The organism is Pseudovibrio sp. W64 (assembly GCF_001623145.1).
GTDB lineage: Bacteria > Pseudomonadota > Alphaproteobacteria > Rhizobiales > Stappiaceae > Pseudovibrio.
Window position 1 is genome coordinate 119,863 of record NZ_LMCI01000014.1, and the last position, 12,486, is coordinate 132,348.

The window sequence follows — 12,486 nt, forward strand, 5'->3', positions numbered from 1 at the left end:
ATCACTAAGAACAAAGTGGGAACGATTTCATGGAATTTGTGAAGGGCTCAAATCGCGTTCAACTGGATGATCCGCTGGTCGATGGTCGTCAGTCCGAGCGTGCGTTGAAAATCCAGCGTGGGGTGCAACGCTATCTGCGAGTGCTGGGTCATACGAGCCTGCCAGAAATCACATTGGCCTCAGGCCGTCGGGCTGATCTGGTGGTTCTTGGCAAGAAGTCCGAGATTTGGATTATCGAGATCAAGTCATCCATTGAGGACTTCAAAGCAGACAATAAATGGCATGAGTACCGCGATTATTGCGACCGGCTGTTTTTCGCTACCAGCGCGGATGTCCCGCAAGAGATCTTTCCAGAAGAAACCGGCTTCATTCTGGCTGATGACTACATGGCAGAAATCATTCGCGAAGCTCCGGAACACAAGCTTTCTGCTGCAACCCGTAAAGCGGTGATTTTGCGATTTGCGCAGGCTGCGGCGAACAGACTGCACGATCTGACTGACCCGAACCAGAGAAACCTGCGCAGGGGATAAACTGGGGAAGAACCTCAGCAAGCCTCTGCGTTCAAATGTTATTTTCAAAGAACGCCCTCAGAGAAGTTTAGCGCATAACATACTCACCAGAATGTTCAGGTTTCCGTTTGGGGAAAGGCTCACTAACATTGAAACATAAAACAGCTTGTCCGTATTGGGGCGAGAGAAAAGTGCTTTAGACATTTTTGCTGTTTCATTTCCGGAAGAGGTGAGGGCTTTCGGGCGTGTGGTGTGTTTCTGGGGAGGGGCGCAATGGATTTTGATTATGTGATTGTTGGAGGCGGCTCAGCAGGGTGTGTGCTTGCAGCCCGACTTACAGAAGACCCTTCAATAACGGTTTGCCTGCTTGAGGCTGGAGGTGAAGGAAAGTCCGTTCTGGTACGGGCACCTCTTGGCATTGCAGCGATGGTTTCCGCAAAGCCCTTTGCCATCAACAACTGGGCTTTTAACTCGGTTCCACAAACAGAGCTTAACGACAGAACCACATTCCATCCACGCGGCAAGGCTTTGGGTGGCTCCAGCGCAATCAACGCGCAACTTTATATCCGCGGCCAAAAACAGGATTATGATGGTTGGGTGGAGCAGGGCGCTGAAGGGTGGTCCTTTGATGATGTGCTGCCCTACTTCAAAAAATCTGAATGCAATCAGCGCGGTGAAAGCGGAATGCATGGGGCCGATGGGCCTTTACACGTTTCCGAGCAACGTTCGCCTCTGCCAATATCGCATGCCTTTCTAGCGGCAGCTGAAGGCAGGCAAATTAAACGCAACAATGACTTTAACAGCGGTGATCAAGAGGGTGTTGGGCTTTATCAGGTCACGCAGTTCCATGAGGAAGACAAAAAGGGCGAACGCTGTTCAGCTGCTGCTGCCTACCTTCATCCCGTTATGGATCGCCCCAATCTGACCGTGATTACCCATGCCCGCAGTACTCGGGTGTGGTTTGAAGGCAAGAAAGCCGTTGGTGTTGAATACAGCCAGAAGGGCAAACTTGCGACGGTGAAAGCTGGACGTGAGGTTATAGTCTCAGCAGGCGCTTTCCAGTCTCCGCAGTTGCTCATGCTTTCTGGCATTGGGCCAGCGGATGAGCTGGCGAAACACAACATTCCGGTCCTGCATGACCTGCCTGGTGTGGGTAAGAACCTGCAGGATCATCTGGATTACACCATCAGCTACCGCTCCAATAAAACGGATATGCTGGGATTGGGATTGAAGCCGGGCATTCAGCTGATCAAGGAGATACTGCGCTGGCGGAAAGACGGCTCTGGCATAATTGCTTCTCCGGCAGCAGAGGGTGGGGCTTTTTTGAAGACCAACCCGGAACTGGACAGGCCTGACATTCAACTACATTTCGTCATCTCCATCATCGATGACCATGGTCGAAAGCTCTATGGCGGATACGGGTTTGGCTGTCACGTTTGCGTTTTGCGGCCAAAATCAACCGGGGAAGTTGGGCTCAACTCAGCAAACCCGATGGATGCTCCGCGTATTGACCCGAAATATCTGACAGATCCGGAAGACATGGATGTGTTGGTGAAGGGTATCCGCATGACACGGGACATTCTGGAAGGGCCAGAGCTCTCAGACTATAGGGAGGACATGCTCTACGAGTTTGGTCGTGATGAGCGCAGCATCAAGCAAGCGGTGCGGGAGAGGGCGGAGACGATCTATCACCCTGTTGGCACTTGCAAGATGGGCACAGATGAGATGTCGGTGGTCGGACCGGACTTGAAAGTACACGGGCTGGAAGGTTTGCGTGTGATCGATGCTTCTGTGATGCCTTCGCTGATCTCAGGCAATACGAATGCTCCGACAATCATGATTGCCGAGAAGGCTTCAGACATGATCCTCGGTAAACCGGTTTTGAGTGCAGAACACGAGAGCGAACAGGTTTCGGCCTAAACAGCAAAAAGGCCGGTACGAACTTACCGGCCTTCTAACGAGACAGTTTGGCGAACGGGTTAAGCCAGCTCTGCAATCTTTTTGACAAGCTGGCGAGCGACTTCGTCCTTACCCATTTTCGGCCAATCTTCCACGCCGTTATGGGTCACGAGACGGACGGTGTTGTTGTCGCCGCCCATGACGTTATTCTCTGGGCTGACATCGTTTGCTACAATCAAATCAGCGCCTTTACGCTCCAGCTTTCCGCGGGCGTTGTTGATCAGGTCATTTGTTTCGGCAGCAAAACCAACCACTAGCTTCGGTCGTTTGCCCTGCAAATGTCCTACTGTCTTCAGAATATCCGGATTTTCGACAAGGCTCAGCGCTGGTGGCAAGCCTGTTCCGTCTTTCTTGATTTTCTGGTTGCTATCGTGAGCAACCCGCCAGTCTGCTACGGCAGCAGCCATGATCGCGATGTCAGCTGGTAAGGCACATTCAACTGCGGCCAGCATAGCGCTTGCAGACTCTACGCGAATTGTCTCAACGCCTTTCGGGTCTGACAGAACTGTTGGGCCTGAAACAAGTGTCACTTGCGCACCAGCTTTCGCGGCGGCTTCTGCTATGGCATAGCCCTGCTTGCCGGAGGATCGATTGGCGATGTAACGCACTGGATCAATTGGCTCATGGGTTGGGCCAGCGGTGATGACAATGCGTTTGCCCTTCAGGGGCTGTTCTTTGGGAGAAACGAGATCTTCAATCGCGGCAACAATTTCCAGCGGTTCGGACACGCGGCCATAGCCTGCTTCGCCTTTTTCTGCCATCTCGCCTGCGTTGGGGCCAACAAAATTCAGGCCATCCGCTTTCAACTGAGCAACATTGCGTTGGGTGGCCGGGTGGCTCCACATTTTGGAGTTCATAGCAGGAGCAACGAGGACCGGTTTGTCATTGGCCAGCAATACGCAGGAGGCCAGATCGTCAGCCAGCCCGTGCGCCATCTTTGCCATGATGTTTGCGGTGGCTGGGGCGACGACGACGAGATCCGCCTCTCGCGACAAGCGGATGTGGCCGACATCGTGCTCGGCTTCTCTGTCAAACAGCTCGGTGAAGACTGTGTCGCCCGTCAACGCACCAACAGCAAGCGGTGTGATGAACTGGGAGCCACCGTTGGTCAGAATTGCCCGAACTTTCGCGCCTCGCTCTTGCAGGCGGCGGATCAGATCCAGCGATTTATAGGCTGCAATACCGCCTGTGATGATGAGGAGAATGCGCTTGTCTGAAAGCATTTTAAAACCACCTTTTGCGCAGGCTTGATCACCATCAGGCCCGCCAACTCATTTCCTGAGGTATTTCTATCCGTTTTCGCTCCAGATTTCATTAGTTTCCTAAAGGCCTTTCGTCCCATTGAGTAAATCGCGGTAACAGTGCAGCGCCTTCAGATCCTGAATTTTCCGGGATGAGGCCAAATTTCCTCTTCGGGTTTATCGAATTGCATGAGTTCGATGAGGTTTCTACCCTCCAAAATGAAAGCGACCCAAACGCCTTTGGCCGGACTTTCCGGAGACAAAATAACGTTCTTACCTTGCAAAGCTTCGGTAAGGTCATCAACCACATAGGCAACATGAGGGGTTGTCTTGATTATCTCGGGGAGTGGGTTGTCATCATCAAAGTTCATCCACTCAATGGCATAGGGACCCTCAAAATAGCCTGTTGCAGTGAGTTTAAGGGTTTTGTTGTAGTGCGTTTCCGGCAGCTTTTCGCTGGTTGGAATACCGACATGATGAAAGCGTAGTTCCTGCATGGCTCCTTGCCTCTAATGGCGATTTTGCCAATGCAGATTAGGCTTTTTCGATCACCACAGCCCCAAGATAACAGGTGCAATTGAAGCCATTTTTCAGGGCCACACGCAAAAAAGCCCCGCTCTTGCGAGCGAGGCTTTCAACATCAAAAGTTTCGGAGCCTAGAATTGGCCAGAGAAGCTGCGAGGTGCCGGAGCAATTGGTTCGGCAGTCCTCTTGCCAGAAACAGCATAAACCGCAAGTCCACGGTCATTCAGGCCATCTTGCTGGAAGCGGAAGATACCATCAATGCCGAGGAAACCATCACGATTGGTCAACACACGGTCAGAGAAGCGATCAGGTCCAGCGGAGCGGACCAGCCCAGCGGCCAGAATTGTTGCATCATAAGCCAAGGACGCATTGCGCGGTGGTTGAGAGCCATAGGTTTCGCGGTAACGGGTCGCGAGACGCTCGAAGCTCTGGTTATCCGGACCCGGGAACCAACTGCCAACCATGACAGGAGACTGGAGGATGTCCGGTGTGTTCCATTGACCACTGCCGATCATCTTCACTTCACCAAGGCTTGCACCCATTTCGGTCATCACCTGCATCACAAATGGAGGAACACCGCCCCCTTCAGGAACAAACAGAGTGTCCACCTGCGAAATAGAGCGGCTCAGGCTGGCAACGCGAGCGCGGATGTCTTCAGCATTGCCCGGGATGTAGCGCTCAATGGTGATGATACGGCCATTTGTTTGCCCAACAGCCTGACGGAATGCAGCTTCAGCCACCGCACCATAGGCATTGTTTGGCAACAGTGCAGAATAGGAGCCACGCTCTTGTTCTGCTGCATAAGACACAATGCGGTTCACGTCAGATACTGGCAGGTAGCTGAGCAGGTACGTGCCCTGCTTTGCCGCATTGATATCAGAGGAGAATGCAACGATTGGAACACCAGAGCGACGCGCAACAGCGGAAGCACCCTGAACAGCTGGGGCAAAAACCGGACCGATAAGGAGTTCTGCACCTTCACTGATCGCCTGCTGAGCAGCAATGCTTGCACCCTCTGAGGTTCCGCCAGTGTCTTTTACGAGCAGCTGGATGTCAGCTCCCTGAAAATCCTCAAGTGCAAGCTTGGCGGAGTTTTCGAAAAGAGTGGCAACAGAAGCGGCGGATTGACCTTCGCCAGAGTATGGCAGCAGCAGGCCAACACGAACGGAGCCATTGCCGATGGCACGGCCTGAAACCAGCTGCGGCTGGCCGTTCGGGTTCAAATCAGGCTGAAAAGGAGTGTTCACCGATGAGAAGTTAGGTGAATTAACACAGCCAGCCAACAAGAAGGAGACGCCAAGTGCAGCCCCTGTCACAAGTTTGCGGAAGCTCATTCCACGCAGTGTGGCTGATCCTAAGCTCATGGATGCCCCATCTATTCCGAAGGCCGTTCCATCAATCCCTCATTTTGCAAGGGACGAAATCCGGCAATTTACATTTAGAACTCGTCGCGATTGTTCCCGCGCCATGCTCTAATCGATTATTTTACGCACACTCTTATCCGAAAACCGGACCCCACTTCTCGGAGATATGCCTTAGTTTGGTTTATTTCTACAGATCCAACGCAGTTAATACAGCCTCAACCCAAGGAAATCCGCGATTTTTTTAAGGATTCTGTCAAAAACTCCCCGTTGTAATTAGTCATTTTGCGGTTTGTTGGTTAGATGTGCACTCTCTACTGTGCAAAACTTGCTCCATTCTGGAGCTTTCACGAGGCGACCATGGATCATTCCGAAGCTGCATCCGAGCGGAAATACTACATTGGCGAACATTCGCTAACGGCTAAACGGATTGAACCGGGACTGCACATCGTTTCGACCCCAATCGGCAATCTGCAGGACATCACAATCCGTGCGCTGGAAACTTTGGCTGCTTGTGATCTTATTGCCTGCGAGGATACTCGTGTGACGGGTGTTTTGTTACAGCGTTATGGCATCCGCACGCAGATGATGACCTATCATGAGCACAATGCTCACAGGCAACTTCCCAAAATTTTGGAAGCATTGGGCGCTAGACGAGCCGTTGCGCTGGTCTCCGATGCAGGAACACCGCTCATTTCTGATCCCGGTTTTCGGCTTGTAGGAGATGTGGTGGAGCACGGGCACAAGGTTGTGCCAATTCCGGGTGCTTCGGCCATGTTGAGCGGTCTGGTCGGTGCTGGTTTGCCTTCTGATACCATTTTGTTTGCTGGCTTCCTGCCCAATAAGACCCATGGCAGAAAGAAACGCCTTGAAGAATTGAAAGATATTCCGGCGACACTGGTGTTTTATGAGAGCCCTCACAGAGTTGGAGCTTCTCTTGTCGATATGACTGAAATTCTTGGAAAGCGAAAGGCGGCTGTTGCTCGCGAGCTGACCAAGCGGTTTGAGACTTTCCAGCGTGGCTCCCTTGCAGAACTGAGTGATTTCTATTCGGGGGATCGCCCCAAGGGAGAAATTGTTATTCTTGTCTCACCACCTGAAGAGCAGGAACTGACCGAGGTTGATGCAGACGCGCTTTTGCATGAGGCATTGAAAGAAATGCCAGTGAGCGCAGCAGCCAAAAAAGTTTCCAAAGCGACCGGGGTGGATCGAAAGACGATTTATATCCGTGCGATGGAGCTTAAAAATGCAGGAACCGCAGAAGAGCCCGAGAGCGACTAAAAGCAGCCTTCTGAAGAAGCAGGCAGCTTACCGAAAAGGCCTGCAGGCGGAATTGAAAGCAGAGATGTTGCTTCGCCAGGCTGGCTGGCAGATTCTTGAAAGACGCTACAAAACCAAGCAGGGCGAGATTGATTTGATCGCCGAACAAGACCAGACGATCGTGTTTGTGGAGGTAAAAGCCAGACGGGGTGTGGATGATGGCTTATATGCAATCACGCAACGCTCTCAACGAAGGATTGCAAATGCCGCCCGAGAATGGGTTTCACACCACAACGACGTGGTTGGAAAAACCTTGCGATTTGATGCGGTTATTCTTCCCAAACACGGAGAAGCCCAGCACTTCCCTAATCTTTTTGAAGCTGAAATTTTTTAGGAAACAAATATTTTATCGCAAAAATGTAGACAAATTGCTTTCTGACCCACATATCTGCAGCTAACATCCATTTTTATTTACTTGGATTTCTATCCCAGCGTTATTTCAGGAGTGCCTCATGTCCCAAGCAGCTTCTTCTGGTGCCAAGCGGCCACTTAAAGTCGCCGTACAGATGGACCATATCTCTACCATCAACATTGCGGGCGACAGTGCTTTTGCTCTGATGCTAGAAGCGCAGGATCGTGGTTATGAACTGTATCACTACACACCAGAGCGTCTGGCGCTGTGGGGTGAAAAGGTTATGTGCCGCGTTGAGCCGGTAACCGTGCGCGACGAACCTGGCAATCACTTCAGTTTTGGTGAGCCGCAGCGCGTTGACATGTCTGAGATGGACGTCGTTCTAATGCGTCAGGATCCTCCATTTGATCTGGCTTACATCGCTGCGACCCACATTCTCGAAAAGCTTTCCGAGACAACGCTCGTTCTGAACAATCCAGTCTCTGTACGTAATGCACCAGAGAAACTGTTTGTGACCCAGTTTGCGGACCTGATGCCGCCAACGCTGATCACTCACGATCGCGAGGAGATTGATGAGTTCCGCAACATCCATAGCGACATCGTGATGAAGCCGCTGTTTGGACATGGTGGAGCTGCTGTTTTCCGCGTGACCAAGGATGACCTGAACTATGGGTCTCTTTACGACTTCTTCTCCGTCACATTCCGCGAACCTTGGGTCATTCAGAAGTTTCTGCCGAATGTGAAGCACGGTGATAAGCGCATTCTCCTGGTTGATGGTGAGTTTGCTGGTGCAGTGAACCGTGTGCCTGCAGAAGGTGACTTACGCTCCAACATGGTGCGTGGCGGTTCTCCTAAAGACAGTGACCTGACTGAGCGCGAAAGAGAGATTTGCGCGCGCCTTGGGCCGACACTGAAAGAGCAGGGGCTCATTCTCGTTGGAATCGATGTGATTGACGGAAACCTCACTGAAATCAACGTGACTGCCCCGACTGGCATTCGAGCGATCCAGAAGCTGGGCGGGCCAGATGTGGCCGGCATGGTCTGGGATGTGCTTGAGAAAAAGCTGGAAGCCTAAAAAGTAACAAAAGCCCTGTTCTTCAACAGGGCTTTTCTTTCTCATCATGAACTCCGAGAATTCAGGTAGAGTTTCTTAGGGGAGCTTTCGTATTTCTGAGTATTCAAGGCTTGTGTGTTTCTCATTCGTTCCTGCTTAATTACTACAATGATGATTAATTGTGGCCGCAGGAGTGTCAGGTGTTTGCTCGCATCTCTACCGTTTCCTTTCAGGGTGTCGACGCTGCAAATGTTGACGTGCAGGTCCAGATTAGCCCCGGATCCGTCTATTTCACTCTTGTGGGCCTGCCCGACAAGGCAATTGCAGAGAGCAAAGAGCGGGTTCGTTCAGCTCTCATTGCCTCCGGCTTGGCGCTCCCCGCCAAACGTGTGACGGTTAATCTGGCTCCGGCTGACCTGCCAAAGGAAGGATCTCATTATGACCTTCCAATTGCACTTGGCCTCTTGGTGGCGATGGGGGCACTGCCTGCGGAAGCTGTCGAAGGCTTCCTCGTACTAGGTGAGCTCTCACTGGATGGCAGCATTTCGCACGTCAACGGAGCCCTCCCAGCTGCAATCGCTGCTGTTGCAAACGAGAAAGGTTTGATCTGTCCGGCAAGTTGCGGCTCTGAAGCGGCATGGGCGGATGAGAACCTGAAGATTATGGCCGCGGGATCACTGGTTCAGCTCTACCGCGCATTGAAAGGTGATATTACTCTTTCTGCCCCAAAACCGCGCAGCTCTCCACAAGCTGCCAGTTCACTGGACCTTGCCGATATTCGAGGTCAGGAAACAGCGAAGCGGGCACTGGAGATTGCTGCAGCTGGCTCTCATAACCTGATGATGGTCGGCCCTCCAGGCTCAGGAAAAACCTTGCTCGCAAGCAGGTTACCCGCTCTATTGCCACCACTTTCAGCTCGCGAACTGCTGGAAGTATCCATGATCGCTTCCATTTCAGGAGAGTTGGAAGATGGCGCTTTGAGCAATCAACGCCCCTTCCGGGCACCACATCACTCCGCATCCATGGCTTCACTGGTTGGCGGAGGCATAAAGGCCAGACCTGGCGAAGTGTCCATGGCTCACAATGGTGTGCTTTTTTTGGATGAACTGCCAGAGTTCGATAGCTCCGTTCTGGACAGCTTGAGGCAGCCTATTGAGAACGGTGTGGCGACGATTGTTCGCGCCAATTATCGGGTGAGCTATCCATCCATAGTGCAAGTGGTTGCTGCGATGAACCCTTGTCGTTGCGGATATGCAGGAGAACCGGGACATACTTGCAGGCGAGGTGATAAATGCGCCAGTTCTTACCAGTCGCGCGTGTCCGGGCCTTTCGTGGACCGGATGGATTTGCAAATTCATGTTCCCGCGGTTTCCGCAAGAGACCTGATCAGCCCGCGCACTTCTGAGAGTTCGCAGGTGGTTGCTCAACGTGTAGGGCGCGCTCGTGCAATACAGCAAGCTCGCTATGCCTCTCTTGGGTTAGATATCACTGTCAATGCACATGCCAGTGCGCGGACCATCGAGCAAATTGTTGCATTGGATCAGGGCAGCAAGGAGTTGATTGAACAGGCCTCCATACAGTTTGGTCTTTCTGCACGTGGCTACCATCGTGTTTTGAAACTATCGCGGACAATCGCAGATATGGATGGATCTGAGTCCGTTCAGCGCATTCACCTGGCCGAGGCCCTGAGCTTCAAACGCTCTTCAGCCTATTTGGCAGCAGCATAATCTGTTATATCCTACCAATTGAATTTTACTGATTTACCGAAATAGTTCGGGTGGAGCAAAAGCTGTGTTGAAACGGAGACTGAAAACTGAGGAGAGCACCCATGTTGTTACTCAGGCTCGCGTGTCTCTGATTAAGCAAAGCGAAATCACCGAGAAATCCTCCTTTGTTCTGAAGAGCCTCTCCATTTTCGTGGGCGTTGTATGCTTGCTGATTGCGCTGCTGCTGACCGATTGGCAATTCTTGCAAGGTTTCTATGTTGTGTTGCTTGCTTTTGGGGCTGGCGTTGTCTTGTTTCGCCGGTTTCCAGCAAGTGATGTTATCGCCCAAAGTTGGAAAACGGCTCAAATCCAGAGTGAAGTGGAGCAACTTGAAGACCCATCTGAATTAGCTAGCGATACTGACTGGCAATTACGTGAAGCGGATGATCGGCACCGTTCTATTCTGGATGCGCTGGGCGCCATTGTAGTCCGTTGTGATAGCAATGGGGTGGTGCTGTCCGTCAATGATGCAGGTAAACGCAATTTTCCAGCTGGGTTTGGAGTTGAGATCGGAGGAGCTATTCATCTGCCTTATGCCGAAGACTTTACTCCTGATCTTGAGGAAGGGGCTGCTGGAACCACTGAAGATGTCGCCTTGCGTACAAAACATGGCACCCGCTGGTATTCACTCCTGCGCCTGAGCATTCGCGATGGCAGCGGTGGAGCTCCTATCATTCAGTGGATCCTGACAGATGTCACAGATAGGCGACAAGCAGAGCAAAAGCTGCGAGAAGATCGCGACCATGCAGCAAATGCCAGCGAGGCAAAATCTCGCTTCCTTGCGATGGTCAGTCACGAAATTCGCACGCCCTTAAACGGTGTCTTGGGCATGGCAGATTTGTTGGATGACACGACAACCACTGCAGAGCAGCAAAATTACATTAATGCGATCAGAACTTCAGGCTCCACACTTTTAATGCTCATCGATGAGGTTCTTGATTATTCCAAGATCGAAGCGGGAAAGCTGGAGTTGGAGACTGGTAATGTTGAGCTTGCTCCGTTAGTGGAACGCGTTGTGGAGCTGCTCTCTCCCAAAGCCCATGCAAAGGGGTTGCAGATTGGTTCATTTATCAATCCAGCCGTACCAAAAACCATCCAGAGTGACCCGGCACGGTTGCAGCAAATCCTATACAATCTGGTTGGAAACGCGATCAAATTTACAGAAGAGGGCGGCGTTTCTTTAGTCCTGCAAGTTACTACGGATACTACAGGCCACCACTTGTTGGAGTTCGCTGTTCAAGATACTGGCCCCGGCATGGATGACGTCACAGCAGCTCGCATCTTCAGGGAATTTGAACAGGGTGAATATGGGCGAGACCGCAAGTTCGATGGAGCAGGCCTGGGCTTGGCAATTTCCAAACGACTCGCGGAACTTATGGGAAGTTCGCTCACCGTTCAAAGCCAGCTGGGTTGTGGCTCCACTTTCCTTCTTGAGATGCCAGTTGATGAGATTTCAGAGGACTTTGTAAAAGAACATAATGATCGTATCGCGATCATAACCAGCAATCAGATTGAGGCCGACCTCGTCTATAAAACGCTGAGCACAAGCGGTTACAATCACACCAAGGTTCTGGCAGCAGATGAACTTGAAGGTTTGCCTCTTACGACACAATTTGACCGTTTGCTTGTTGGTGAAGAATATGTAGAACGCATTCGCAATTTCTATGGGCAGCAATCTGAGAGTGCACCGGAGATCTTTGTCCTCATTAAACCTCAGGAACGAGCGCGGATTGCCGATATCAAGACTGGAGAGTTCTCCGGTTACTTGACCCGTCCTGTTCGTCGCAGCTCACTGCTTCGGGTGCTCTCACCCAGCTCGCTGCAAACTGACGTGGTAGACAACGATGTCACAGAAGAAGAGGTGGCATCTACACCACAAGGCCAGAGTACAAATCTCAATGTGTTAGTGGCCGAAGACAATCCAATTAACTGGATGCTGGTTGAAGCATTGCTGGGCAAACTGGGCCACACATCCGCGCTTGCTGAGGATGGGCATAAGGCTGTTTCGCTCTGTGCCAGCGGCTCGTTTGATATTGTGCTCATGGATCTGCACATGCCCGGTCTGGATGGACTTGAAGCCATCTCAAAAATTAGAGGCCGGGAAGAAAAATCTGCATCGAAAGTGCCAATTTATGTTGTTTCAGCAGATGTTATGCCAGACGCAAAAGAAGAGGCTCTTAATGCCGGAGCAGACGGTTTTTTAAGCAAACCCCTAAAAAAGCAGGATCTCGAAGCTGTTTTAAAACGCTATGCTAAGGGATAGCTCGGTATATTTAGCCTGTTCAATATCACGAGGCGGTTGTTATACTCAGATTAACCGCGACCGCAGCATTGTTTAGCAGATGTGAGCGTCGTTACGCGGGTAAATGTTGGTGTTATGTCACTCAACTGTCCTAAAA

Annotated in this window: 10 protein-coding genes; 7 read left to right on the plus strand and 3 right to left on the minus strand. The window is 51.5% G+C overall.

Annotation, left to right across the window (positions count from 1 at the left end):
- Positions 1–29 precede the first annotated feature (29 nt).
- Both PsW64_RS08520 and PsW64_RS08525 read left to right on the plus strand, forming a co-directional pair.
- Positions 30–530 carry an MmcB family DNA repair protein gene (locus PsW64_RS08520; protein ID WP_057463151.1) on the plus strand — a complete coding sequence of 167 codons (501 nt, stop codon included), beginning with the start codon at positions 30–32 and terminating at the stop codon, positions 528–530.
- A gap of 252 nt (positions 531–782) precedes the next feature.
- Positions 783–2,429: a GMC family oxidoreductase gene (locus PsW64_RS08525; RefSeq protein ID WP_063303335.1), complete on the plus strand. Its 1,647-nt coding sequence runs from the start codon at positions 783–785 to the stop codon at positions 2,427–2,429.
- Positions 2,430–2,488: 59 nt separating this feature from the next.
- Here the strand turns inward: PsW64_RS08525 and coaBC are convergent, their stop codons facing one another.
- From coaBC to PsW64_RS08540, 3 genes are all read right to left on the minus strand, one after another.
- Positions 2,489–3,691 (minus strand): bifunctional phosphopantothenoylcysteine decarboxylase/phosphopantothenate--cysteine ligase CoaBC, encoded by a 1,203-nt coding sequence (gene coaBC / locus PsW64_RS08530; protein WP_063303336.1) that lies wholly within the window; start codon positions 3,689–3,691, stop codon positions 2,489–2,491.
- A gap of 149 nt (positions 3,692–3,840) precedes the next feature.
- Positions 3,841–4,206: a hypothetical protein gene (locus PsW64_RS08535; RefSeq protein WP_063303337.1), complete on the minus strand. Its 366-nt coding sequence runs from the start codon at positions 4,204–4,206 to the stop codon at positions 3,841–3,843.
- Positions 4,207–4,365: 159 nt separating this feature from the next.
- Positions 4,366–5,598 (minus strand): penicillin-binding protein activator, encoded by a 1,233-nt coding sequence (locus PsW64_RS08540; RefSeq protein WP_063303338.1) that lies wholly within the window; start codon positions 5,596–5,598, stop codon positions 4,366–4,368.
- A gap of 357 nt (positions 5,599–5,955) precedes the next feature.
- On the opposite strand from PsW64_RS08540, the gene rsmI reads away from it, so the two are divergent.
- The 5 genes from rsmI (at position 5,956) to PsW64_RS08565 (ending at position 12,350) form a co-directional block, all read left to right on the plus strand.
- Positions 5,956–6,876 carry a 16S rRNA (cytidine(1402)-2'-O)-methyltransferase gene (gene rsmI / locus PsW64_RS08545; RefSeq protein ID WP_063303339.1) on the plus strand — a complete coding sequence of 307 codons (921 nt, stop codon included), beginning with the start codon at positions 5,956–5,958 and terminating at the stop codon, positions 6,874–6,876.
- Positions 6,842–7,249, plus strand: a complete 408-nt coding sequence (locus PsW64_RS08550) for a YraN family protein (protein ID WP_153040665.1) — start codon at positions 6,842–6,844, stop codon at positions 7,247–7,249. Before rsmI ends, PsW64_RS08550 begins: the two co-directional genes overlap by 35 nt.
- A gap of 118 nt (positions 7,250–7,367) precedes the next feature.
- Positions 7,368–8,342: a glutathione synthase gene (gene gshB / locus PsW64_RS08555; protein ID WP_082831056.1), complete on the plus strand. Its 975-nt coding sequence runs from the start codon at positions 7,368–7,370 to the stop codon at positions 8,340–8,342.
- 179 nt (positions 8,343–8,521) lie between these two features.
- Complete coding sequence (locus PsW64_RS08560) at positions 8,522–10,048, plus strand: YifB family Mg chelatase-like AAA ATPase (protein WP_063303340.1); 1,527 nt, start codon at positions 8,522–8,524, stop codon at positions 10,046–10,048.
- Positions 10,049–10,112: 64 nt separating this feature from the next.
- Positions 10,113–12,350: a PAS domain-containing hybrid sensor histidine kinase/response regulator gene (locus PsW64_RS08565; protein ID WP_208980660.1), complete on the plus strand. Its 2,238-nt coding sequence runs from the start codon at positions 10,113–10,115 to the stop codon at positions 12,348–12,350.
- The last annotated feature ends 136 nt before the right edge of the window (positions 12,351–12,486 follow it).